Source organism: uncultured Schumannella sp., assembly GCF_905479755.1.
GTDB lineage: Bacteria > Actinomycetota > Actinomycetes > Actinomycetales > Microbacteriaceae > DCRR01.
Genome location: NZ_CAJQNT010000028.1, coordinates 46,741 through 69,777 on the forward strand (window position 1 = coordinate 46,741; position 23,037 = coordinate 69,777).

A 23,037-nucleotide genomic window follows, 5' to 3' on the forward strand; every position below is an offset into this window, starting at 1 on the left:
TGTCCTTTGTGCGGATCAGGGGGTCGGAGGGGTGTCGCGGATCATGCTCGCGAGCTGCTCGGCCGAAATGTCGAGCTTGGCGGCCTCGGCCAACAGCGGGACGAGGTACTGGTCGCGGAACCGCTCACGCCGTTCGGCGATGAGCCGAGTGCGGGCGCCGGATGCGACGAACATGCCGATCCCTCTCTTCTTGTAGAGGATCCCGGCGTCGACGAGCAGGTTGACGCCCTTCCCGGCGGTGGCCGGGTTGATGCGCAAGAACGCGGCGAGTTCGTTCGTCGAGGGGACCTGTGATTCTTCGGGGAGCGCCCGCGCGATGATGTCGTTCTCGATCTGCTCAGCGATCTGCAGGAAGATCGGTCGGCCTTCATCCATCGGCGCCCTCCCTTCGGCGGGATCCGTGGCGCCCAGGCTCCACGGGTTCATTAGTCATGTAACTAACCAATCAGGCTGGCGCGGAGATGTCAAGTGCGGGCATCGTGCGGCGGCGGTGCGGTCGGCGACCTAGGCTCGACCCGTGTTCGAATTGCATCACCTCACCGCGAACGAGCAACTCGACGGCGTGCGCCGCGGAGACTGGACGCCAGGCGAACTCACCGCGCACTATCTCGAGCGCATCGCCCGTCTCGATCCCGAGATCGGTGCCTTCGTCGAGGTGACGGCGGATCGCGCGCTCGAGCGCGCGGCGTGGCTTCAGAGCGTGAGCTCGCCGGTCTCACGCGCGTCGGCGTTGTGGGCGTTGCCCTTCGCCGACAAGGATCTCGTCGCGCGCGCCGGGGTTCCGACGCGCTTCGGATCGCGCGCGATGGCCGACGTCGTGCCCGAGGCCTCCGACGAGATCGCCCTCGCCTTCGACGCGGCCGGAGCGGTAAGTCTCGGCAAGACCGCGACCCCCGAGTTCGGCCTCAGTGGCTACACCGAGCCGCTCGCGGGCCGGCCGGTGCGGAATCCCTACGATCTCGCGCTCGGCGTGGGCGGCTCGAGCGGGGGAGCGGCGGCCGCGGTCGCCGCCGGGCTGCTGCCGTTCGCGCCCGGATCCGATGGCGGCGGGTCGATCCGCATCCCTGCCGCCGCCACGGGTCTCGTCGGACTCAAGCCCTCACGCGGACGCATCCCGAGCGCGGCAGGATTCGCCTCCCTCGGCGGGCTCGTCACGCACGGCCCGCTCGCTCGCACCGTCGGCGATGCGGCGCTCGTGCTCGACGCGCTCGTCGGGGCGGCCCCGTATCGTCACGCCACGGCCGCCCCGTCGTGGGAGGGGGGAGCGTTCCTCAACGCCGCCGTGCGCGGCGAGGGCCGGTTCCAGGTGGGCGTCACCGCCGATTCGCCCTGGGCGACGGAATTCGAGGTGGGACTCCAGCCCGAGGCGCGCGCGGCGCTCGCGTTCGCGACGACCGAACTCGCCGCGCTCGGGCACGGCGTCGAGGAGTTCGGGCTCGAGCCGGAGCCGGACTATCCGCGGATGTTCCTGCGGTTGTGGCAGGCGGCGGCGGCCGGCGTCCCGCTCGAGGGCGACGCCGTGGGGCTCGCGGAGACTCTCACCCGCTGGCTGATCGCCCGCGGGCGCGAGCTGAGCGCGCGCCAGCTCGGCGAGGCGCTGCAGTTCGCCGTCGCGTTCGAGCGCCGTCTGATCACCCAGCTCTCCGGGTACGATGCCGTGCTCACGCCGGTGCTCGCGGTCGTGCCTCCCGAACTCGGCTGGTATGACGCGGCGGATGCCGAGCGCAACTTCGCCCAGCAGGTCCGGGTCAGTCCCTTCACGAGCATGGTCAACGTGGCGGGCCTTCCTGCTCTCGCCCTTCCCGTGCACCGCACCGCTGCGGGGATTCCGATGGGGGTTCAGCTGATCGGACGACCCGGCGGCGAGGATGTGCTGCTTGCGATCGGTGCGCAACTGGAGCGCCGGCTCGGCTGGCACCGCGTGCATCCGCCGCAGTGGTGACTACCGTGGTGATCCCTCGGCGGCACTCCCGCGGCGGTCACGGTCACCTGCCAGACAAGTTAGCCAAGCCTTACCTATACTGAGGGCGATGCTGCTTTCGGACCTGCTGCCCGCCACGATCGCCTGGAACCCCGCTCCCGGCGATGTCGTGTTGCTCGCCGCGACGGCCGACGACCTCGAGCTGGTCGAGACGGTGCTCGCGACGTTGCCGCCGCGCAGCCGCGGCCGGGTCTTCGTGCAGGCCAACGGGGGCGCCGATCCGCGTGCGCTCCGGGCTCCCGGTCGGGTGTGCGTGACCTGGCTCGACGCCGATCGCGGGCAGACCGCGGCGGCGGCGGCGGAGGCCTGGCTCGCCGAAATGCTACCCACCGACGTCGAGCGCACCCATCGCGTCTACGCCTGGTTCTCCGGCGACCGCGCGGCCCGCACCCTCACGAACCAGTAGCGCGCCGCGGCCGATAGCCGCCGAGTTCCAGCCCCGCCTCGATCTCGAATCGATTGCGCGTCGCCTCGCGCCCCGCCGCGAGGTAGAGCGGGACGAACGCGAGTCCGTAGCGCCGCCACTGCTCGACGTGCACGCGCTCATGCTCCAGCACACGGTCGCTCGTGTTGGTGCGCGTCAGGTAGACCGCACCGATCGTGGTGCCGCCGCGGCCGAACGCCCAACGCGGCAGGTTCTGAAAGAAGTGCACTCCGGCGCGGTGCTGGTAGTGCCCGAGCCACAGACACCCCCACGAGAAGGCGAGCACCGTCGCGACCGCGAACCCCGCGAGGGCGATCGGCGGCCAGCACACGACCGCCCGCGCCGCGCGGCGAAGGCGCCCGTCAGCGGCCATAGGTTTCCAGAAACCGCAACCAGACTTCGCTCACGGTGGGATACGCCGGAACCGCGTGCCAGAGCCGCTCGAGCGGAACCTCCGCCGCGATGGCGATCGTTGCCGCGTGCAGCATCTCGCCCACGCCGGGCCCGACGAAGGTCACGCCCACCAGCACCTGACGGTCCTCGTCGATGACCGCCCGCGCGTGGCCCTGGTAGTCGTCCGACTGCGCGGTGGCGCCGGCCACCCAGGAGAGGTCGTAGTCGACAACGCGGATGCGGATCCCGGCCTGCTCGGCGGCGGCGGCCGTCAGCCCGACCGAGGCCACCTCCGGATCGGTGAACGTCACCTGGGGCACGACCCGGGCATCCGCCGTCGCCACGTGGCGGCCCCACGGGGCGTCGTCGACGTCGGCGCCCGTCGCGCGCGCGACGATCACGTCCCCGGCCGCACGGGCCTGATACTTGCCCTGATGCGTCAGCAGCGCACGGTGGTTCACGTCGCCGACGCCGTAGAGCCAGTCGAAGTCGCGCACGCGCAACGTGTCGTCGACCTCGAGCCAGTCGCCCGGGGCGAGACCGACGGCCTCGAGCCCGAGGTCCTCGGTGCGCGCCACGCGGCCAGTCGCGACGATCACCTCATCGACGTCGAGAACTGATCCGTCATCGAGCTCCAGGTGGACGCCCGCCTCGTCGCGCGAGACCGAGACCGGCACGGTCCCGAGCGAGACGGTCGCGCCGCGCGCGCGGAGAGCGTCGGCGACCGCGTCGCCGGCGAACGGTTCCTGATCGCTCAACAGCGTGCTGCGCGCGAGCAGGGTGACCGTCGAACCGAGATCGACGTACGCGGTCGCGAGCTCCGCGGCGACGACACCGCCGCCGATGATTGCGAGCCGCTCGGGAACGCTTTTCGCGCTCGTCGCCTCGCGACTCGTCCAGGGCGAGGCATCCGCGAGGCCGGGGATCTCCGGCAGCACCGCGGCGCTGCCCGTGCTGATCGCCACCGCGTGGCGAGCCGTGAGCTCGGTCACGGTGCCGTCGGCCGCCGTGACCGCCACCGTGCGTTCGCCGGTCAGTCGGGCGTGGCCGCGCACGAGCTCGATCCCGGCCCCGTTCAGCCAGGCCACCTGGGAGTCGTCGTTCCACTCGTGCACGATCCGGTCGCGGCGCGCCAGAATGCCGCGCGGATCGAGCGCACCCGTGACGGCGGCGCTCGCGCCCTCCACGGCGCGCGCGGCGCGCAGGACCGCTCCCGCGCGCAGTAGCGCTTTCGAGGGCATGCAGGCCCAGTACGAGCACTCGCCGCCGACGAGTTCGGCCTCCACGATGGCCGTGCGAAGGCCCCCCTGCACGGTGCGATCGGCGACGTTCTCACCGATCGCGCCCGCCCCGATCACGATGACGTCGAATTCTCGCGTTGTCATCTGTCGAAGCTAGCCCTCGGTGGTTCCCGTTGGCTGACCTCCGCGCGCGGTGAGCGCGCCGAGCAGGCGCAGCACGGTGGCGAGATCGCCCGCGGTCGACTCCGGATCGCGCGGAGAGAATCCCGCGATCGTGGCCCCGGCCAGCGCGTAGCGTTCGCGTAGGGCGCGCACGGCGGCGAGGAGCCCCTCGAGGCTGGCGCCGAAGGGTTCGGCCCAGGCCGTCGACGTGATTTCGGAGGGGTCGAGAACATCCACATCGATGTGCAGATACAGGCGCGCAGCCCCGCTCGCGGCGACGGCATCGAGGAGCGGACCTGTCCCAGCGATCGCGTCGGCCTGGATCGCGCTCACGCCTGCCTCGGCGACCCACGCCCGCTCGGCGTCGTCCCAGGCGCGAGTGCCCGCGAGCACGATGCGGGAGCCTCCGACGATGCCGTCGTCGGCGAGCGCGCGGACCGTCATCCCGGCGAAGGCCTTCGAGCCCGACGACTCGACGGAGTTCGAATCCCCGTGGGCGTCGAACCAGACGAGGGCGAGGTCGCCCGCATCCCCGGTCGCAGCGGCGTGCCGCACCGCCGGGTAGCTCACCGCACAGTCGCCGCCGATCACGATCACGGGGGAGTGCTCGTCATGCAGCGCCCGGGCGAAGCGCTCCTGCACGAGGCGAAGGGAACTGTGGCGATGGATTCCGGTGCCCTCGGCGTCGCCCGCCTCCAGCGGCACGTCGAGGGTCGTCGTCACGGACGAGGGGAGGTCGTTCGCGATGGCCCGGGCGCCGTCGATGAGCGTCATTGCTCGATCCGACGGCGACCCTTGCCACTGCGGCACGACGAGATAGCGCACGCTCACCCCGTCACTCTACGTCGGGACCCTGGCCGGGCCCCGAGGATGTGCGCCGTCACGGCATGCTCCGTCTCGATCCTGCTACGACTCGAGCGCGCCACCCGACTTGAGCGCCGCGAGTCGGGCCTCGATCTCGGTCTGCTTGTCGAGATCCTCGAGGCTTTCGAACTGCGCATCCAGGCTCGAGGCCGCAAGTTCCTGCTGGCCGAGGACCTTCGCCTCCTCGCGCCGGACCTTCTCTTCGAACCGCCCCAGCTCGCTGGTCGGGTCGAGCACGTCGATGCTCTTGATCGCGTCGTGGACCTGGCTCTGCGCGGCCGCCGTCTTGGATCGCGCCACCAGTTCGTTGCGCTTGGCCGTGAGCTCACCCAGGCGCGACCGCATGCCGTCGAGGCCGTCCTTGAGCTTGGCCACGACCTCGTTCTGCGAGGCGATCGTCGGCTCGGCCGACTTCGCTTCGTTCTCCGCCGCCAGCTGCTTGCCGAGGGCGATCTTCGCGAGCTTGTCGAACTTGTCGGCGTCGCCGGTGTCGCCGGCCGCGCGCAGCTCGTCCGCCTTGGTGCTCGCCGCGAGAGCCTTGCGGCCCCAATCGGTGGCAGCAGCGACGTCTTCCGCGTGGTCCTGCTCCATCAGACGCAGGTTGCCGATCGTCTGCGCCACCGCGCTTTCTGCCTCGGCGATGGAGTTCGTGTAGTCGCGCACGAGCTGATCGAGCATGAGTTCGGGGTCTTCGGCCTGGTCCAGCAGTGCGTGGATGTTGGCGCGCATGAGCTGCGAGATGCGGCCCAGAATCGATTGCTTTGCCATGGTGTGCCTTCCTGAGTGGATGGATGGGGTCTAGAAACGGCCGCCGCCTCCGCGGCGGGAGGAACTGCGGGCACGCGGGGTGGAGCGCCGCGGCGTCGAGCCGGAGGCGCGTCGGGACGTGCCGCCGAATCCCCCGCGCGAGGTGCCGCGCGCACTACTCGGTCGCCGTCCGCCGCCCGAGCCGGAGAGGCTGCCGCCGAGGAGCCCGCCGAGCACCGCGGTGGCGAGCTGGGGTGCGGCGCTCGAGCCGCTCGCCCCGGTGAATCCGGCAACGTCGGAGCGCGCCACACGGAGCGCCTCGCGCGCGTTGTCGGCCGCGAGTCGCGCTTCGGCGAGGGCGGCCTCGGGGTCGTCGGCCTCGAGGCTCGCGGCGCGATCGAGGTGACGTTCGGCCTCCGCGACGCGCGTGCGGGCCGCGGCGCCGATGCCGCCGCGCCTGGTCGAGATGAACGACTGCGCTGCCGCGAGCTGTTCGAGGGCGGTCTCGCGCGTGCGTCCGAGTTGTTGCTGCGCGCGAGCCTGGCGCTCGTGCCGCTCCCGTACCGTCGCGAGCGCGGCGGTGAGCGCCGCATCCGCCGCGTCCAGGGCGGCGAGAGCGCTCGACGGGTCGTGGTCGTCGACGGCGTCCAATGCCGATTCGGCGTCGGCGACCGCGGCCGCGAGTGCCGAGGCATCGGCCGAGCCGCTGCTGCCAGCCGCGAGCGTCCGCGCCTCGGCCAGGTCGGTGCGCAGCTCCGTCGCCGCGGCGTCGCGCCGCTCGACAATCTTCGGAAGCTCGGCATCGAGGGTCTCGACGCTCTGGGCGAGTTGCTCAGCCTGGGCAATCGACTGCTGCGCCGCGCGCACCGAGAGTGCGGACTCGCTGGAACTTCCGGCCGCGAGCTGGTCGCGGGCGGCGGCGAGGGATGTCGCCGCGAAGGCCTCGAGTTCGCGGGCCTGCTCGACCGCGCTCGCGACGGTGGCGACGGCGCCGTCGCCGAAGCGCTCGGCGAGCCTGCTCCGCGTGGTCTCGGCCGCGGCGAGTCGGGCGGGCAGCGCCGCGTGGGCCGCGGTGAGGTCGGTCACGACCGCGGCGGCGTTCGCCTCCAGGTCGCGCAGCTGTTCGAAGGCGTCCGCGTGCGCGTCGAGCGCGGCATCCGCCGCGGTGCACAGCTCGATCAGCTCGACGGTCAGGGCGCGGCGCTCCTCGGCGGTTTCGGCCTCGGCGTCATCGAGTCGTTGGCGGATCGCGAAGGCGCGCTGCACCTGCTCGCGCGCCGACTGCAGCGCGGCACGGAACTCGGCGGTCGCGGCCGCGCCGAACTGGGCTTCGGCGAAGCCGAGCTCCTCGTCGCTCTCGCGCAGCGCATCGTCGAGTTCGACGAGCAGACTTCCGGCGGTGCGATCGAGTTGCGCCTGGCTCTGCTCCTCGGGTGCCCGTGCGCTGCCGCGACGGCGCCGACGCACGCCGACGACGACGGCGGTGCCGATGCCGAGCACCGCGATGCCGCCGACGACCGGGAGGAGCAGCGAGGGGCCGCTGGTCATCTCGTCGGAGAGCCCTTCGGCGAAGGCGATGATGCCCTCGGTCCAGCGATCGTCGCGCAATTCGGGGATGAGGCGCTCGCTCGCGATCTGGTCGAGCGCGGCGTCGCTGACCGGGTAACTCTCGCTGACCGACCAGCGGAACGTGCGATCGTCGACGGCGATCGCGAGCAGGGCGTCGGCGTCGCCGAGTCCGCTCACGGCGGCCGTCTCGTCGGCCCAGGTCTGGGCGTCGTCGGCGCCGGTGAACGTGTCGACCACGACGACGAACAATTGCGACTCGGTGGACTCGTAAAGCTCGTCGAGCGCCGCGGTCACGGCCGCGTTGTCGGTGCCGACGACCCCGGTGGAGTCGTACACATAGGCTCCGCCCAGATCCACCGGATCGGTCAGTGGGGCGGCCGCGGCGGCGAGCGGACTCGCCACAATAATTCCCGCGGCGGCAAGGACAGCGCTGGTGCGGCCGAGCATCCGGGCTCCTCCCGATGGCATGTGGGAGGAATCCTATCGAGAAAAGGTGACGTTTCGACGCGTGTTCTTCGGCGACTCCGGGCGGCCGCGACCGATCATTCGACGCGGATCGCTGTGGCAGGCGCCCCGACCAGGATCGGCCCCGCGCCGTCGCCGAGGTCGATCTCCAGCAGTGCGGTGAGGGCGTAGTCGCCCCCCGGCAGCGCCGGGAGATCCGGTCGGAACTCCTCGCCCTCGTCGTCCTCGATGGAGCACTGCACGAGGTCGAGGCGCGCCGCAAAGGTCGCCGATTCGCCCGGCTCGAGCGCGAACGGCCGCGCCTCGCCGGTGGCGGTGCTCGGACCGTTGCTGTGCCAGACGACGATGCCCTCGTCACTCAGGGTGAGGGCGGGCTCGCCGAGGACGGTCCCGCGGATCTCGGCATCGCTCGTGTTGATGAGCGTGACATCGATCATGACCGGATCGCCCCCCGCCTCGACGGCCGTGGTCGGCAGCGCGAGAGCGAGTCCGCTGTCGAACGGGGCGGCCTCGGCGATGGTGCCCTCGCACAGATTGATGCGGGACACGGGCGCGCGTTCTTGCACTTCGTCGGTCCCGAGGGCCGAGTCGGCCGCGCCGCCCGCGAGCGTCGCGTCCGGTTCCGTCGGGGTGAGGGAGCCGATGCCGACGAGCGTGAGCGGGACGACGATCGCCACGGCGGCCAGCGTCGAGGCGCCCGCCGCCGCGATCGCGCGCGGGCGGCGCCGGGCGCGGGCCCGACGGATCACGGCCTCGACGTCGACCGTGCCGGCCGGAGCGTCGGGGTCGCGGAAACGGTGGCGAAGGTCGGATTCAGTTGCCACGGAGTCCTCCACGGTCGGTCAGCGAGCGCGACGCCGGCGGCGGCATCGCTCCCGCGGGGCCCAGACGGTCGGCGCGAGTGCCATCGTCGGCGAGGGTGATCGCCATCTTGGCCAGACCGTCGCTCAGGTAGCGCTTGACGGTGCCGGCGCTGATGCCGAGTTCGGCGGCGATGTCGTCGACCTTGAGATCGTCGTAGTAGCGCAGCACGATGCAGGCGCGTTCGCGCGGGCTCAGCTTGCGTAGTTCGTCGTGCAAGTCGAGGCGCGTCTCGCTCGCCAGCGAGTCGGGTTCCTGTTCATCGGGTCGGTACTCGAGGGGGGCGATGCGGCGCCACCTCGACCGGCGGCGGCTTCGATCGACGGCCCCGTTCAGGATGGCTCGTCGCACGTAGGATTCCGCGCTCTCGATCGAGAACCCGTTGCGCAGGCGACCGAAGGTGCGCACGAGCGCGTCCTGGACGAGATCGGCGGCATCCTCGCGATCGCCGCAGAGCAGCTGCGCGTAGCGCAGCAACGCGTCGCCGCGCTCGTCCACGAGTCGCGCGACCGTCTGCTCCCATTCCGGAACCCGGCGCACACCCACCTCCCGTTTCTTGCCTTCACCCTGTCAGACGACGAGGTGCGGCGAAACGTTGGGGTGCGGCCGGGTTTCTCGGCGGGCGCCTAGGACGCGGCGTTCAGTCGGGCGCGGAGCTCGGCGAGCTGGGCGCGCACAGCGGCCGGCACACGGTCGCCGAAGCCATCCAGGAACGACTCGGTGTCGTCGGCCTCGGCGAGCCACGCCTGCGGGTCGATGTCGAACAGGGCGGCCCAGTCGTCATCGCTGACCCCGGCGGCGCGGTAGTCGATCGCTCCCTCGGCGGGGATCCAGCCGGCCGGGCTGGCGATCGCTGGCGCGCGGCCGTCGACCCGGTCGAGGATCCACGCCAGGACGCGGCTGTTCTCGGAGAACCCGGGCCAGAGCCAGCGACCCTTCTCGTCTTTGCGGAACCAGTTCACCTGGAACACCCGCGGCACGGTGCCGGTGCGGCGCAACTGCGCACCGACGTCGAGCCAGTGCTGCCAGTAGTCGGCCATGTGGTAGCCGCAGAACGGGAGCATCGCGAAGGGGTCGCGGCGCAGTTCGCCGACAGTGCCTTCGGCGGCCGCCGTCTGCTCGGATGCGAGAGTGGCGCCCACGAAGACGCCGTGCTCCCAGTCGCGTGCCTCCGCCACCAGAGGCACGTTGCTTGCTCGGCGGCCGCCGAAGATGAGTGCGTCGATGACGACGCCCCGCGGATCCTGCCAGTCGTCCGAGATGATCGGGCACTGTTCGGCAGCCACGGTGAAACGGGAATTGGCGTGCGCGGCGGGTCGACCGGAGTCGGGAGTCCAGTCCCGGCCCTGCCAGTCGGTGAGGTGGGCGGGAGGGGTCTTGGAGAGCCCTTCCCACCAGACATCGCCGTCGTCGGTGCGCGCCACGTTCGTGAAGATCGTGTTCCCCCAGAGGGTGTCGATCGCGGTCTTGTTGGTGTCGACGCCGGTGCCCGGCGCGACGCCGAAGAATCCCGCCTCGGGGTTGATCGCGCGCAGTCGGCCGTCGTCACCGGGCGCAAGCCACGCGATGTCGTCGCCGATCGTCTCGACGCTCCAGCCGGGGATGCTGGGCTTCAGCATCGCGAAGTTCGTCTTCCCGCACGCGCTCGGGAAGGCCGCGGCGACGTGGAAGACCCGACCCCGCGGGTTCGTCACCTTGAGCAGCAGCATGTGCTCGGCGAGCCAACCCTCGTCGCGGGCGATGGCCGAGGCGATGCGCAGGGCAAAGGACTTCTTCGCCAGGATCGCGTTGCCGCCGTAAGCCGAACCGTACGACCAGATCTCGCGCGTCTCGGGGAAGTGACTGATGTACTTCTCCGAGTTGCACGGCCAGGCGACATCGTCCTCGCCCGGCGCCAGCGGCGCTCCGACGGAGTGCATCGCGGGCACCCAGGAGGTGTTCTCGGTCATCTGCTCGAGCGCGGCGGACCCCATGCGGGTCATCGTGCCCATGCTCACTACGACATACGGCGAATCGGTGAGCTGGATGCCGTAGCGCGAGAGCGGGCTTCCGATCGGACCCATGGAGAACGGCACGACGTACATGGTGCGCCCGCGCATGGTGCCGGCGAACTTCTCGGCGAGCGTGATGCGCATCTCGTCCGGATCGACCCAGTTGTTGGTGGGGCCGGCATCCTCTTCGCGCTCGGAGCAGATGTAGGTGCGCGACTCGACGCGCGCGACGTCGCTCGGATCGCTGCGTGCGAGGAAGCTGTAGGGACGCAGCTCGGCGTTGAGTCGCTCGATGGTGCCGTTGTCGACGAGAGTCCGCAGGAGCTGGTCGCGCTCGCCGCGTGAGCCGTCGCACCAGACGATCGAGTCCGGCTGGGCGAGACCGGCCATGTCGTTGACCCACGACACGATCCTGGGGTTCGTTCCGACCGGCGCCGATGCGGCCTGCGGTGAGACTGTGGGAACGGGCGACGGCACGGGGGTGACGCGGTCGTGCGAGACGGGAGCGGTGGGGCGGTCGAGAACGGTCATCGTTCCTCCGTAGTGTCGTGATCCGGTGGCAAGATCTCTTCTTGTCTCCACTTTCGCCCGACATTTCGGGGATAGGCGGGAATTGTGCGGCAAAAGATCGCCAAATCTTTCGCTATTGTGGAGACATGAAGGATCTTGCGACGCTTGGCCAGCGCATCCGGCACTTCCGCACCGAAGCGGGACTCACCCTCGATCAGCTGGGGGCCGCGGTCGGCGTCGCCGCCAGCCAGCTCTCCCTGATGGAGAACGGTCGCCGCGAGCCGCGCCTCTCGCTGCTCTCGGCGGTCGCCGACGAGTTGGGGATCCCCGTGGGCACGCTTCTCGAATCGGCACCGCCGAGTGAGCGGGCGGCGCTCGAGATCGAACTGGAACGCGCGCAGACCGCCTCGACCTATCGCGAACTCGGGCTCCCGCCGCTTCGCGCCTCGAAAGCGATGACCGACGACGTGCTGCGCGCGATCGTCGGTCTGCACCGCGAAATCGAGCGACGGGCGCGCGAAGCGGTGGCGACGCCCGAGGAGGCCCGTCGCGCCAACACCGAGCTGCGGGCGCTCATGCGCACCCGCAACAACTATCTGCCCGACATCGAGGTGCTCGCCGAGGAGGAACTGCGCGCGGTCGGGCACTCCACGGGGGCGCTGACACACCGATCCGTCAGTCGCATGGCGGAGCGGCTCGGCTTCGAACTCGTCCACGTCGACGATCTGCCGCACTCGGCGCGGTCCGTGACCGACCTCGAGAACGGCCGCATCTACCTTCCCCCCGCGTCGATTCCCGGCGGTCACGGCCTGCGCTCAATGGCGCTCCAGGCGATGGCCCACCGGCTGCTCGGCCATGCGGCGCCGACGAGCTACGCCGAATTCCTGCGGCAGCGCCTCGAGATCAACTACTACGCGGCGGCGTGCCTGATGCCGCTGACCCAATCGCTCGAGTTCCTGCGAGACGCCAAGAACGACCGCAACATCGCGATCGAAGACTTCCGGGATGCCTTCGGCGTCACGCACGAGGCCGCCGCGCTGCGCTTCACCAACCTCGCCACCGAACACCTCGGAATCACCTTGCACTTCTTGCGCGTCGGGGGCGACGGGTCGATCTCGAAGGCCTACGAGAACGACGACCTTCCCCTCCCGGTGGATGCCACCGGCTCGATCGAGGGCGAGATCGTCTGCCGGCAGTGGAGCGCGCGCGAGGCCTTCGAACGCACCAACCGGACGACCGAGTACTACCAGTACACCGATACCCCCGCGGGCACCTACTTCGAGTCGACGCAGACCGGCTCCGCGGCGGCCGAAGAGTTCTCGATCACGCTCGGCGTGCCCTTCGCCGAGTCCAAATGGTTCCGCGGGCGTGAGACGAAGGTGCGTTACCGCTCCACCTGCCCCGAACTCAGCTGCTGCAAGCGGCCGGCGAGCGAGCTGTCCGAGCGCTGGTCGGGCCGAGCCTGGTCGAGCGCCAAGGTGCACGCGCACATCTTCTCGCCGCTCCCGGCGGGAACCTTTCCCGGGGTCGACGACCGCGAACTGTACGAGTTCCTCGAAGCGCACGCGGGGCAGTGATCCGCGGTGGGGTGGTGGTGCCCTCGACACGATTCGAACGTGCGACTTCTTCCTCCGGAGGGAAGCGCTCTATCCACTGAGCTACGAGGGCGGATGCGGAACTAGATTAGCAGTATGGCCCCGTTCGACCCTGACCGCGTCGTTCGCGCCGAGTTCGCTGCGACGGTGGTCGCCTACACCGAATTCGTGCTTTCGGTCGCGGTCGCCGAGGCGCACGCCGGGGTCGTCGAGTCCCTCTCGGTGACGGTCGACGGCCACGAGATCCCCGTGCGTGAGATCGTCGGCCCGCACGGGACGCGGGTGCACGTCGGAGCGGCCGAGGCCGGCGAACTCCGCGTCAGCTACCGTGCGAGCGTGGGTCGCGCCTCGCCCACCCCGGTCGACCCGCTCGATGCGATCACCTACGCGCGCCCGAGTCGTTACGTCGAAGCCGACGCGCTCACCGCCTTCGCGCGCGAGCAGTTCTCCGGGCTGTCGGGAGTCGAGCTCGTGTTCGCCGTGGAGCGTTGGGTGCACGAGCGGTTGCGCTACGCACCCACCGACTCGGCCTGGCGCGGGGGAGCGGAGGCGACTCTCGCCTCCGGCGTCGGCGTCTGTCGTGACTTCGCGCACGTCGTGCTGGCGCTGCTGCGGGCGCTCGATGTCCCGGCGCGTTTCGTGGCGGTGTACGCGCCGGGCCTCGTCCCGATGGACTTCCACGCCGTGGTCGAGGCGCTCGTCGACGACCGCTGGCTGCTCGTGGATGCGACGCGCCTTGCCCCGCGCCGGGCGATGGTACGCATCGCGACGGGACGCGATGCGGCCGACACCGCCTTCTTGACCAACACTCTCGCGGACATCGACCTCACCGAGCTGCGGGTGGACGCGTCGGTGCCCGGGCTCGAGCCGGACGACCCGACGGAGCTCGTCGAACTCAGTTGAGCGCGCGGAGCGCGGACTCGACGAGCGAGGTCGCATCGCCCGCCTCACCGAAGTACTCGCTGGAAAGCACCAGGCGGGCCGAACCGGAGAACACCACGAGCGTTCCGCGGTCGTTGGCGCCGGAGGAGAAGAAGGCCTGATCGCCGAACGCGACGGCGGTGCCGGTTTGCGCGTCGATCGCGGCGGCGAGGGCCGCGTCGCCGAGGAGGGAGGCGGCGAGATCGACGCTCGCACCTCCGGACTCTCGCACCCAGCGGCAGGCGACCCCGTCGGCGGCCAGCGCGGTCGCACCCGGGGTGCCGGCTTCGGGCGTCCACGCGGCAAGCGCCGCGAAGTTGGGGTTGAACTCGAACATCGTCTCGGCCGAGATGAGCTCGGAGCACGCGACGACGAGCGGGATCGAGTCGGGGGAGTCGGGTGTCGGCGACGGGGTCGCACTCGTCGTCGTGCTCGGCGCGGGGCTGCTCGTCGCGCTCGACGCGCTCGCGCCCGGGAGCGGGGCGGGGGCCACGGCGCAGCCGGTCAGAGCGAGCAGGCAGCCGACGGCGGCGGTCAGAGCGAGACGATGACGAGGGACTCGATTCAGCACCCGACCATTGTGCGGTTGTCGACGCGTGCCCGTGCACGCCACGCCCGGCAGATAGGATCGTCCCTCGTGAATCCCGCCGAATTGACTGCTGTCGTCCTCCACGCCGCCCGAGAGGTCGCGGGGGAGCGCGCGGGCGAGATCTCCGACGCCGATGTGACGCTCGAGCGCCCGCGTAACCGCGAGCATGGCGACTGGGCGTCGAATGTCGCGATGAAGCTCGGCAAGCGTCTAGACCGGGTGCCCCGCGACTTCGCTGCCGACCTGGTTGCCGCGCTCGCCAAGGTGGAGGGCATCGCGGATGCCTCCGTGGCAGGACCTGGCTTCGTCAACATCTCGCTCGATGCCGCCGCCGCCGGCGTCGCCGCGGCGCGCATCGTCGAGGCGGGCGAGTCGTACGGCCGCGGTGACCTCTACGCGGGCGTCACGATCAATCTCGAGTTCGTCTCGGCCAACCCGACCGGGCCGATCCACATCGGCGGCACCCGCTGGGCCGCCGTCGGCGATTCCTTGGCGCGCGTCTTCGAGGCCGAGGGCGGCCTCGTCACGCGCGAGTACTACTTCAACGACCACGGCGCCCAGATCGACCGCTTCGCCCGGTCCCTCGTGGCCTCGTATCTCGGCGAGGCCGCGCCCGAGGACGGCTACGGCGGGCAGTACATTCACGACATCGCCTCACGCGTGGTGGCCGCCAGCGAGATCGACCTGGCCGGGCTCGATCGCGCGGCGCAGACCGAGCACTTCCGCGCCCTCGGGGTCGAGATGATGTTCGGCGAGATCCGGCAGAGCCTGCACGACTTCGGGGTGGACTTCGACGTCTACTTCCACGAGGACTCGCTGCACGAATCCGGTGCCGTCGAGCACGCCGTCGAGCGGTTGCGCCAGCTGGGCCACATCTTCGAGTCGGAGGGGGCGACCTGGCTTCGCACCACCGAATTCGGCGACGACAAGGACCGCGTCGTCATCAAGAGCGACGGCGAGGGCGCCTACATCTCGGGTGACCTGGCCTACTACCTCAACAAGCGCGAGCGCGGCTTCGAGCGCAACCTGATCATGCTGGGGGCCGACCACCACGGCTACGTCAAGCGGCTCATGGCGATGACGGCCGCGTTCGGCGACGAGCCGTACGTCAACCTCGAGATCCTGATCGGCCAGATGGTCAACCTGGTGCGCAACGGGGAACCGGTGCGGATGTCGAAGCGCGCGGGCACCGTCGTCACGATGGAAGACCTCGTCGAGGCGGTGGGCGTCGACGCCGCGCGCTACGCCCTGGTGCGAAGCTCCGCCGACAGCCAGCTCGACATCGACCTCGACCTGCTCACCAAGAAGACCAACGACAACCCGGTGTTCTACGTGCAGTACGCCCACGCTCGAACGCGCGCCGTCGCGCGAAACGCGGCCGAGGCGGGCGTCACGACCGAGGCCTTCGACGCGGCGACCCTCGACCACGACACCGAGAGCGCGCTGCTCGGGCAGCTGGCGGAGTTCCCGCGCATCGTGCGTCAGGCCGCCGAATTGCGCGAACCGCACCGCATCGCGCGCTACCTCGAAGAGCTCGCCGGGGCGTACCACACCTGGTATGCGGCGTGCCGCGTGATCCCGCTCGGCGAGGCGCCGATCGAGCCGGTGCACGCATCCCGGTTGATGCTCAATGAGGCCACGAGTCAGGTGCTTCGCAACGGACTCGCCTTGCTCGGGGTCAGCGCGCCCGCGAAGATGTAGCCGTGAGCACGGCGCCCGAGACACCTCAGCCGCGTTCCTCCGAGACGATGGTCGTCTCGTCGACCGCGATCACGCGCGTGCCGAAGCGGCGGCGCGTCTGGCCGTGGGTGCTCGCCGGCGTCGTGGTGCTGGCTCTCGCCGTCGCCGCGCTCGTGGCGGAAGGCATGGCGCGCGGCATCGTCGCCGACACGGTGGCCGAGCGCATCGCGACCGAGTTCGACCTCGACTCGGCCGACGACGTCGAGGTCGAGCTCGGAAGCTCGCCCGTCATCCCGCAGCTCATCGCCGGGCGCCTTGACGAGATCGATGTCGAAATCGCGGAGTTCACCCTTGGCGATCTCACCGGGTCGCTCGACGTGCACGCCGAGTCGGTGCCGCTGGACGAGACGGCGCCGACCGGGCTCATCACCGGGCGCTTCACGATCGACGCGGGCGCGCTGTTGGCGGTCGCGGCGCAGTTGAGCGGGCTGGAGCCGGAGAGCATCACGCTCGATGCCCCCGAGATCGTCGTCACCACCACTCTCGAGCTGTTCGGTTTCGAGTTCAGCGTGGGTCTCGGCGTCGAACCCGGTATCGACGACGGGGCGCTCGTGTTCAGCCCGACGAGCTTCCGACTCGGCGACGAGTCGCTCACCGCCGAGGAGCTGACCAGCAACCCGGTGTTCGCGAGCCTGGCACGGCTGTTCCTGCAGCAGGAGCCGATCTGCTTGGCCGAGATGCTGCCCGCCGCGATTGTGCTCGACGACGTCGAGGTGGTCGGCGACTCGCTGCGGGTGGCCTTCAGCGCGAGCGACATCGCCCTCGGCGCGACCGGTGAGCGGGGAACGTGTGGCCCAGCGGATGAGTGAGCAAGCTGAGCGCGCGCCGAAGCGACCCGTGCTGTGGAGCATTCTCGCCGTGGTTGCCGTCGGGGTCGGTGGATTCTTCTGGCTCGATAATTGGGTGCGCGGTCAGGTCGCCGACATCGCCTCCTCGAAAATCGAAGAGGTGCTCAGTCTCGACAGCGACCAGCCCGTCGAGATCGACATCGCAGGAGTCTCCGTTATCGCGCAAGTGCTGACCGGGCGTCTGGAGGGCGTGTCGGCAGGCGTCGACAACGTGCGGATCGGTGACCTCGCCGGCGGCGTTCGGCTGGATGCTTCCGGCATCCCGATCGATCTCAGCAACCCTCTGGAGATCGATGAGCCGATCGACCGGGTGCAGATCGCGTTCACCGTGGGCGAGGACTCGGTGCGACAGATCGCAAGTTCGCTCACGCTGGCGACCGTGAACAGTGTCGAGCTGGACGAGGGGCTGATTCAACTCGGCACAGGTTTCAATCTGCTCGGCGCACAATTCGATCTCGGGGTCGGAATCGAGCCCTTCGCGCGCGACGGCCAGCTCGGCTTCACTCCGACGACGGTTGATCTGAACGGATCGCGGACGACCGTTGCCGAGTTGAGCGCGCAGTACGGTCCGCTGGTTGACTCCGTCTTTCAGACTCGCGACGTGTGTATCGCGCGGTGGCTGCCCGTTGCGCTCGCCGTCGATCGGGTCAGCGTCGTGGGGGAGGAGCTCATCATCGTGATCAGCGCCGACAAACAGCTGTTCACCGACGCCGAGCTGCGCAAACTCGGAAGCTGCACCGACTAGCGATTCGCGAGGTCGCGCGCCCCCGGTAGACTGTCTGACGGCTTCAGGGACCAATCCGGGTTCGCTCGCCTCACCCTTCGTTCCGACGTCCTCGTGAGGCAGGTTGTGACTTCAAATCCGTTGGCACCCGAGTGGCTCAGCCCCCCGGTCGATGCGAACGCGCTCGCCCCGGCGGTCTGGCCCGCGCACGCCGAGCGCGATGACTCCGGCGAGTTGCGCATCGCCGGCGTGGGCGCCGCGGCGCTCGCTGCGGAGTACGGTACCCCGCTCTACGTCTTCGATGAGCAGGATGCCCGGGACCGCGCCGCGCTCGTACGCGATTCGTTCTCGGCGGCGTTCGCACCGCTCGGCGCGGCCGTGCACGTCTACTACGCGGGCAAGGCCTTCTTGTCGACCGAGATCGCCCGGTGGATGTCGGAGGCGGGCCTGCGCATCGACGTCGCGAGCGGCGGGGAACTCGCCGTCGCGCTCGCCGCGGGCGTCGAGCCGGCCGAGCTGGGGTTCCACGGCAACAACAAGAGCATCGCCGAGATCGACCGCGCCGTCGGCGTCGGGATCGGCACGATCGTCGTCGACAGTCTGATCGAGATCGACCGGGTCGCCGAGGCCGCGAACGCCGCCGGGCGCGTGCAGCCGGTGCGGCTGCGCATCAACTCGGGCGTTCACGCCTCCACGCATGAGTACCTGGCGACGGCGCGCGAAGACCAGAAGTTCGGCATCCCGCTCGCGGATGCCGTGGCCGCGGTGGCGCGCATCCGCTCACACGCCAGCCTCGCCTTCCTCGGACTGCACTCGCACATCGGCTCGCAGATCTTCGAGTCCGACGGATTCGCCGAGGCGGCGCGGCGGCTCCTCGCGGTGCACGCCGAACTCCTCGAGTCCGGCCCCGTTCCGGAACTCAACCTCGGAGGCGGATTCGGCATCGCCTACACGAGCGTCGACCAGGTCACCCCGCTCGCCGAGATCGCGGCTGACTTCGCGCAGGTCATCCGGTCGGAGTGCGCGAGGCTCGGCATCCCCGTTCCGGATCTCGCGATCGAACCCGGTCGCGCCATCATCGGAACGCCCGGTGTCACCCTCTACGAGGTCGGAACGACGAAGCCCGTTGAGGTCAGCCTCGACGGCGGGGCAAGTGCGACGCGCCTCTACGTGAGCGTTGACGGCGGGATGAGTGACAACGCCCGCCCGGCCCTCTACGAGGCCGACTACACGGTGCGCCTGGCGAGCCGCGCCTCGCACGCGGCCCCCGTGCTCGTGCGCATCGCCGGCAAGCACTGCGAGTCCGGCGACATCGTTGTGCGTGACGACTACCTGCCGGGCGATGTCGCGCCCGAGGACCTGCTCGCGGTGCCCGCCACCGGGGCCTACTGCTTCTCACTCGCCAGCAACTACAACTACCTCACCCGACCCGCGGTCGTGGCGGTGCGGGACGGGCGTTCGCGCCTGCTCGTTCGCCGCGAGACCGAGGACGACCTTCTCCGCCGTGATCTCGGCGCGCAACCCCAGGGAGCAGTCCGCGCATGATGGAATACCGCAACCTTCGTATCGCCCTGCTGGGCGCCGGCTCGGTCGGCTCGCAAGTGGCGAGTCTGCTGCTGGAACACGGCGACGAGCTCGCCGCGCGCGTCGGCGCCGGCCTGGAGCTCGTCGGAGTCGCCGTGCGCGACGTCGACGCCCCGCGCGACATCGACATCCCGCGCGAACTGCTGACGACGGATGCGCACTCGCTCATTCTCGGTGCCGACATCGTCGTCGAGCTCATCGGGGGACTCGAGCCCGCCCGCGAGTACCTGACGCTCGCGCTCACCTCCGGTGCGGATGTCATCACCGCGAACAAGGCGCTGCTGGCCACCCACGGGCCCGAGCTGTTCGAACTCGCCAGCCAGGTCGGTGCGCAGCTGTACTACGAGGCCGCCGTCGGCGGCGCCATCCCGATCATCCGACCGCTGCGCGACAGCCTCGCGGGCGACCGCGTGCACCGGATTCTCGGAATCGTCAACGGCACGACGAACTACATCCTCGATCGGATGGACACCGAAGGATCGAGTCTCGAGGACGCCCTCGCGACCGCGCAGGAGCTCGGCTACGCGGAGGCGGACCCGACGGCGGACGTCGAAGGTTACGACGCCGCGCAGAAGGCCGCGATCCTCGCGAGCCTCGCCTTCCACACCACGGTTCCGCTGGATGCCGTGCACCGCGAAGGCATCCTCGGAGTCACGCGCGACCAGGTGGTGGCCGCCAAGAAGTCCGGCTTCGTCGTGAAGCTCCTGGCCGTGTGCGAGCGGCTCGTGGATCCGGTCACGGGAGTCGAGGGCGTGAGCGCCCGCGTGCATCCCGCCCTGATCCCCGCGACGCACCCGCTCGCGGCGGTGCACGGCGCCAACAACGCCGTCTTCCTCGAGGCCGAAGCGGCCGGCAGCCTGATGTTCTATGGCGCGGGTGCCGGCGGCATCCAAACGGCATCCGCCGTTCTCGGCGACGTCGTCTCGGCCGCGCGCCGCCACGTCATCGGCGGTCCGGGGGTGGCGGAGTCGACCCACGCCAACCTCGCCGTGTTGCCGATCGCGAGTGTGACCACGCGCTACCAAATCACCCTGCAGGTGCTCGACCGCCCCGGCGTGCTCGCCGAGATCGCCTCCGTGTTCAGCACCCATGAGGTCTCGGTCGAAGCGGTGCAGCAGTCGGTCGCCACCGAACCGGAGCACGTCCACGAGGCTGGCACCGAGGCCCCAGCGCCGACCGCTACCCTGGTCATCGGAACGCACGAGGCCACCGAGGCCGCTCTGGCCGACACTGTCGCCGCCCTGAAGGCGAGCGAGGTCGTCGCCGAGGTGACGAGCGTTCTGCGAGTAGAGGGACTTTAACGACATGGCACAGTGGCGCGGAGTGCTGCACGAGTACCGCGATCGGCTCGACGTGACCGACGCGACGCCCATCATCACGCTCGGAGAGGGCGGGACCCCGCTCATCCCGGCGCCCGCGCTGTCGGCGCGCACCGGTGCGCGTGTCTGGGTCAAGTTCGAGGGGATGAACCCCACCGGCTCGTTCAAGGACCGCGGGATGACGATGGCCGTCTCGAAGGCCGTCGAGCACGGCGCGAAGGCCGTCATCTGCGCCTCGACCGGCAACACCTCGGCGTCGGCCGCGGCCTTCGCCACGCACGCCGGCATCACCGCTGCCGTGCTCGTGCCCGAGGGCAAGATCGCGATGGGCAAGCTCGCCCAGGCGATCGCGCACGGCGCCGAGCTGCTGCAGGTGCAGGGGAACTTCGACGACTGCCTCGACATCGCGCGCGAGTTGGCCGCGAACTACCCGGTGCACCTCGTGAACTCGGTCAACAACGACCGCATCGAGGGCCAGAAGACGGCCGCGTTCGAGGTCGTCGAGGTGCTGGGCGACGCCCCCGACTTCCACCTCATCCCGGTCGGCAACGCCGGCAACTACACCGCGTACACGCGCGGCTACCGCGAGGAACTCGATCGCGGAGTCACGACGAAGCTTCCGCGGATGTTCGGCTTCCAGGCCTCGGGCAGCGCGCCGATCGTGCGCGGCGAGGTCGTCAAGCACCCCGAGACGATCGCGAGCGCGATCCGGATCGGCAACCCGGCATCGTGGGAGCTGGCGCTGGAAGCGCGCGACCTCACGAGCGGTTATTTCGGGGCGATCGACGACGACACGATCCTCGAGGCGCACCGCATCCTGTCGGCCGAGGTCGGCATCTTCGTCGAGCCCGCCTCGGCGATCAGCGTGGCCGGTCTTCTGGAGCGCTCGGCCGCGGGCGCGATCCCGAAGGATGCCACCGTCGTCTTGACGGTCACGGGGCACGGACTGAAGGACCCGCAGTGGGCCCTGCGCACGCCGGATGGTGCTGAGATCCAGCCGACGAGCGTTCCCGTCGACACGGCGAGCATCGCCGAGGTCCTCGGGCTCGCCAAGAACCCCGCCGATTCGGCGTCGTCGTGACCTCGACCGCGGGCCCGCTCGTGGGCCGCACGGTCACGGTCAAGGTGCCGGCGACCACGGCGAACCTCGGACCGGGCTTCGACACCCTGGGCCTCGCGCTCTCGGTGTATGACGAGCTCGAGGTGACCGCGAGCGCCGAGCCCGGTGCGCGCGTGCGCGTCGAGGGCGTCGGCGCGGGCGAGGTCCCGACCGACGAGTCGAATCTCGTGGTGCGCTCCATCGCGCACGCCTTCGCCTCCGTCGGCCACGAGCTTCCCGGTCTCGACCTCGTGGCGCGCAACGCGATTCCGCATGGTCGGGGGATGGGCTCCAGTGGTGCCGCGATCGTCTCCGGCATCATGGCGGCCAAGGGTCTGCTCGAGGGCGTCGTCGAGTTCGACTCGCAGCAGCTGCTGGCGCTCGCGACCGAACTCGAGGGCCACCCCGACAACGTCGCCCCCGCGCTGTTCGGCGGCCTCACGATCGCCTGGATGACCCCGCAGGGTCCTCGGCACAAGAAGCTCATCGTGCACCGCGGCGTGTCGCCACTGGTTGCCGTGCCGAACGAGACGACGATGTCGACCGCGCTCGCGCGAAGCCTTCAGCCCGTGTCGGTTCCGCACGAGGACGCGATCTTCAACGTCTCGCGCTCGGCGCTGCTGATCGCCGCGCTCATTCAGAGTCCGGAACTTCTCCTCGAAGCCACTGAGGACAAGCTCCACCAGAGCTATCGGGCGAGCGCGATGCCCGAGACCGATGCGCTGATCCGCATGCTGCGGGCCGAAGGCCTCGCCGCGGTGGTCTCCGGCGCCGGTCCCTCGATCCTGGTGCTCGGCAGCGATCCTGCCCAGCGCCTGCTCGCCACGGATCTCATCGAGAAGAACGCAACGACCACCTGGGACTGCCTGGTGCTCGCCGTCGACTTCCGTGGTGCTACAGTGGTCTCGCACCCGATCGAAGCTGTGGCCTAGAGCTCAGCGACGCGAACCCGCGACAGGGTGCGATCTCACCGGCACTCGCCGACCGCGGTTTCCGCATTATTCGTGCATCCGACTCCGCAGCCGACGGCGCTGAACCCCGGGATGTTCTGTGCCCGGGCCGAAAGGAACCCTGCACCGTGACTGACGTCAACGCCTCCGCCCCTGCCGCGGATGCCCGCGCTGAGCTCGCGCTCAAGCGCCTCCCCGAACTCCAGGCTCTCGCGGCCGAGCGGGGGATCACCGGTGCTGCCAAGCTCCGAAAGGGAGAACTCGTGGACATCCTCGCCCAAAACGACGACGGCGCTGCCGTCGACACGAACGCCGACGCCCCCGCGGTGACGGAGCAGGCCCCCGCGGCCGCGGAGTCGAGCGACGCGGCGGCTCCGGCCTCCGACGCTCCGGCTGACGCCGCTCCGGCCGACGCCGCCGCGCCCGCGGCCGAGGCTGCGGCCGCCGCGCCCGCGCGCCG

The 23,037-nt window shown here is 70.3% G+C and carries 22 protein-coding genes and 1 tRNA gene; 12 read left to right on the forward strand and 11 right to left on the reverse strand.

Going from position 1 to position 23,037, the window contains the following annotated elements:
* Positions 1 to 15: 15 nt before the first annotated feature.
* Positions 16 to 375 carry a GntR family transcriptional regulator gene (locus QZ258_RS08255; protein WP_294180458.1) on the reverse strand — a complete coding sequence of 120 codons (360 nt, stop codon included), beginning with the start codon at positions 373 to 375 and terminating at the stop codon, positions 16 to 18.
* Between the two features lie 142 nt (positions 376 to 517).
* Here QZ258_RS08255 and QZ258_RS08260 point away from each other — a divergent pair, with 142 nt between their 5' ends.
* Together QZ258_RS08260 and QZ258_RS08265 are read left to right on the forward strand one after the other, a co-directional pair.
* Complete coding sequence (locus QZ258_RS08260; protein WP_294180461.1) at positions 518 to 1,942, forward strand: amidase; 1,425 nt, start codon at positions 518 to 520, stop codon at positions 1,940 to 1,942.
* Positions 1,943 to 2,030: 88 nt separating this feature from the next.
* Positions 2,031 to 2,387 carry an SIP domain-containing protein gene (locus tag QZ258_RS08265; protein ID WP_294180462.1) on the forward strand — a complete coding sequence of 119 codons (357 nt, stop codon included), beginning with the start codon at positions 2,031 to 2,033 and terminating at the stop codon, positions 2,385 to 2,387.
* Here QZ258_RS08265 and QZ258_RS08270 read toward each other — a convergent pair.
* From QZ258_RS08270 to QZ258_RS08305, 8 genes are all read right to left on the reverse strand, one after another.
* Complete coding sequence (locus tag QZ258_RS08270) at positions 2,374 to 2,778, reverse strand: Fe-S oxidoreductase (RefSeq protein ID WP_294180464.1); 405 nt, start codon at positions 2,776 to 2,778, stop codon at positions 2,374 to 2,376. The two genes, QZ258_RS08265 and QZ258_RS08270, sit on opposite strands and share 14 nt — an antisense overlap.
* Positions 2,768 to 4,183, reverse strand: coding sequence for an NAD(P)/FAD-dependent oxidoreductase (locus QZ258_RS08275; RefSeq protein ID WP_294180466.1), 1,416 nt, complete (start codon positions 4,181 to 4,183; stop codon positions 2,768 to 2,770). The genes QZ258_RS08270 and QZ258_RS08275 overlap by 11 nt, the downstream gene beginning before the upstream one ends.
* A gap of 9 nt (positions 4,184 to 4,192) precedes the next feature.
* A complete protein-coding gene (locus QZ258_RS08280; protein ID WP_294180467.1) occupies positions 4,193 to 5,032 on the reverse strand; it encodes an arginase family protein in 840 nt (279 codons plus the stop codon).
* 75 nt (positions 5,033 to 5,107) lie between these two features.
* Positions 5,108 to 5,833, reverse strand: a complete 726-nt coding sequence (locus tag QZ258_RS08285) for a PspA/IM30 family protein (RefSeq protein ID WP_294180469.1) — start codon at positions 5,831 to 5,833, stop codon at positions 5,108 to 5,110.
* A gap of 30 nt (positions 5,834 to 5,863) precedes the next feature.
* Positions 5,864 to 7,849, reverse strand: coding sequence for a TPM domain-containing protein (locus QZ258_RS08290; protein ID WP_294180472.1), 1,986 nt, complete (start codon positions 7,847 to 7,849; stop codon positions 5,864 to 5,866).
* A 74-nt stretch (positions 7,850 to 7,923) separates the two neighbouring features.
* Positions 7,924 to 8,670 (reverse strand): hypothetical protein, encoded by a 747-nt coding sequence (locus QZ258_RS08295; protein ID WP_294180474.1) that lies wholly within the window; start codon positions 8,668 to 8,670, stop codon positions 7,924 to 7,926.
* Positions 8,660 to 9,253, reverse strand: coding sequence for a sigma-70 family RNA polymerase sigma factor (locus tag QZ258_RS08300; RefSeq protein WP_294180475.1), 594 nt, complete (start codon positions 9,251 to 9,253; stop codon positions 8,660 to 8,662). Before QZ258_RS08300 ends, QZ258_RS08295 begins: the two co-directional genes overlap by 11 nt.
* An 80-nt stretch (positions 9,254 to 9,333) precedes the next feature.
* On the reverse strand, positions 9,334 to 11,229 hold the full coding sequence (locus tag QZ258_RS08305; protein ID WP_294180477.1) for a phosphoenolpyruvate carboxykinase (GTP): 1,896 nt from the start codon (positions 11,227 to 11,229) through the stop codon (positions 9,334 to 9,336).
* A gap of 125 nt (positions 11,230 to 11,354) precedes the next feature.
* Between QZ258_RS08305 and QZ258_RS08310 the strand changes: the two genes are divergently transcribed.
* Positions 11,355 to 12,785, forward strand: a complete 1,431-nt coding sequence (locus tag QZ258_RS08310) for a helix-turn-helix domain-containing protein (RefSeq protein ID WP_294180479.1) — start codon at positions 11,355 to 11,357, stop codon at positions 12,783 to 12,785.
* A gap of 15 nt (positions 12,786 to 12,800) precedes the next feature.
* On the opposite strand, the gene QZ258_RS08315 is transcribed toward QZ258_RS08310, so the two are convergent.
* A tRNA-Arg gene (locus QZ258_RS08315) sits at positions 12,801 to 12,876 on the reverse strand.
* Positions 12,877 to 12,899: 23 nt separating this feature from the next.
* Between QZ258_RS08315 and QZ258_RS08320 the strand changes: the two genes are divergently transcribed.
* Complete coding sequence (locus QZ258_RS08320) at positions 12,900 to 13,706, forward strand: transglutaminase family protein (RefSeq protein WP_294180482.1); 807 nt, start codon at positions 12,900 to 12,902, stop codon at positions 13,704 to 13,706.
* On the opposite strand, the gene QZ258_RS08325 is transcribed toward QZ258_RS08320, so the two are convergent.
* On the reverse strand, positions 13,699 to 14,295 hold the full coding sequence (locus tag QZ258_RS08325) for a hypothetical protein (protein ID WP_294180483.1): 597 nt from the start codon (positions 14,293 to 14,295) through the stop codon (positions 13,699 to 13,701). The two genes, QZ258_RS08320 and QZ258_RS08325, sit on opposite strands and share 8 nt — an antisense overlap.
* A 66-nt stretch (positions 14,296 to 14,361) precedes the next feature.
* On the opposite strand from QZ258_RS08325, the gene argS reads away from it, so the two are divergent.
* From argS to QZ258_RS08365, 8 genes are all read left to right on the forward strand, one after another.
* Entirely contained in the window at positions 14,362 to 16,014 is a 1,653-nt protein-coding gene (gene argS, locus QZ258_RS08330; RefSeq protein ID WP_294180486.1) for an arginine--tRNA ligase, read from the forward strand.
* Positions 16,015 to 16,016: 2 nt separating this feature from the next.
* Positions 16,017 to 16,862 (forward strand): DUF2993 domain-containing protein, encoded by an 846-nt coding sequence (locus QZ258_RS08335; RefSeq protein WP_294180489.1) that lies wholly within the window; start codon positions 16,017 to 16,019, stop codon positions 16,860 to 16,862.
* Positions 16,855 to 17,646, forward strand: a complete 792-nt coding sequence (locus QZ258_RS08340; RefSeq protein ID WP_294180491.1) for a DUF2993 domain-containing protein — start codon at positions 16,855 to 16,857, stop codon at positions 17,644 to 17,646. The genes QZ258_RS08335 and QZ258_RS08340 overlap by 8 nt, the downstream gene beginning before the upstream one ends.
* A gap of 105 nt (positions 17,647 to 17,751) precedes the next feature.
* Positions 17,752 to 19,170: a diaminopimelate decarboxylase gene (gene lysA / locus QZ258_RS08345; RefSeq protein ID WP_294180493.1), complete on the forward strand. Its 1,419-nt coding sequence runs from the start codon at positions 17,752 to 17,754 to the stop codon at positions 19,168 to 19,170.
* On the forward strand, positions 19,167 to 20,510 hold the full coding sequence (locus QZ258_RS08350; RefSeq protein ID WP_294180495.1) for a homoserine dehydrogenase: 1,344 nt from the start codon (positions 19,167 to 19,169) through the stop codon (positions 20,508 to 20,510). The genes lysA and QZ258_RS08350 overlap by 4 nt, the downstream gene beginning before the upstream one ends.
* Before the next feature lie 4 nt (positions 20,511 to 20,514).
* Positions 20,515 to 21,609, forward strand: coding sequence for a threonine synthase (gene thrC, locus QZ258_RS08355; protein WP_294180497.1), 1,095 nt, complete (start codon positions 20,515 to 20,517; stop codon positions 21,607 to 21,609).
* Complete coding sequence (gene thrB, locus QZ258_RS08360) at positions 21,606 to 22,559, forward strand: homoserine kinase (RefSeq protein ID WP_294180499.1); 954 nt, start codon at positions 21,606 to 21,608, stop codon at positions 22,557 to 22,559. Before thrC ends, thrB begins: the two co-directional genes overlap by 4 nt.
* Positions 22,560 to 22,705: 146 nt before the next feature.
* On the forward strand, positions 22,706 to 23,037 hold a 332-nt coding region (locus tag QZ258_RS08365; protein ID WP_294180503.1), incomplete at its 3' end, for a Rho termination factor N-terminal domain-containing protein.

What these genes read in the sequence shown, in the direction of transcription:
- QZ258_RS08255 (WP_294180458.1), bottom strand. Translation starts at nt 375, where the DNA reads ATGGATGAAGGCCGACCGATCTTCCTGCAGATCGCTGAGCAGATCGAG.
- QZ258_RS08265 (WP_294180462.1), top strand. Translation starts at nt 2,031, where the DNA reads ATGCTGCTTTCGGACCTGCTGCCCGCCACGATCGCCTGGAACCCCGCT.
- QZ258_RS08270 (WP_294180464.1), bottom strand. Translation starts at nt 2,778, where the DNA reads ATGGCCGCTGACGGGCGCCTTCGCCGCGCGGCGCGGGCGGTCGTGTGC.
- QZ258_RS08275 (WP_294180466.1), bottom strand. Translation starts at nt 4,183, where the DNA reads ATGACAACGCGAGAATTCGACGTCATCGTGATCGGGGCGGGCGCGATC.
- QZ258_RS08285 (WP_294180469.1), bottom strand. Translation starts at nt 5,833, where the DNA reads ATGGCAAAGCAATCGATTCTGGGCCGCATCTCGCAGCTCATGCGCGCC.
- QZ258_RS08290 (WP_294180472.1), bottom strand. Translation starts at nt 7,849, where the DNA reads ATGCCATCGGGAGGAGCCCGGATGCTCGGCCGCACCAGCGCTGTCCTT.
- QZ258_RS08305 (WP_294180477.1), bottom strand. Translation starts at nt 11,229, where the DNA reads ATGACCGTTCTCGACCGCCCCACCGCTCCCGTCTCGCACGACCGCGTC.
- QZ258_RS08310 (WP_294180479.1), top strand. Translation starts at nt 11,355, where the DNA reads ATGAAGGATCTTGCGACGCTTGGCCAGCGCATCCGGCACTTCCGCACC.
- QZ258_RS08320 (WP_294180482.1), top strand. Translation starts at nt 12,900, where the DNA reads ATGGCCCCGTTCGACCCTGACCGCGTCGTTCGCGCCGAGTTCGCTGCG.
- QZ258_RS08340 (WP_294180491.1), top strand. Translation starts at nt 16,855, where the DNA reads ATGAGTGAGCAAGCTGAGCGCGCGCCGAAGCGACCCGTGCTGTGGAGC.
- QZ258_RS08350 (WP_294180495.1), top strand. Translation starts at nt 19,167, where the DNA reads ATGATGGAATACCGCAACCTTCGTATCGCCCTGCTGGGCGCCGGCTCG.
- thrC (WP_294180497.1), top strand. Translation starts at nt 20,515, where the DNA reads ATGGCACAGTGGCGCGGAGTGCTGCACGAGTACCGCGATCGGCTCGAC.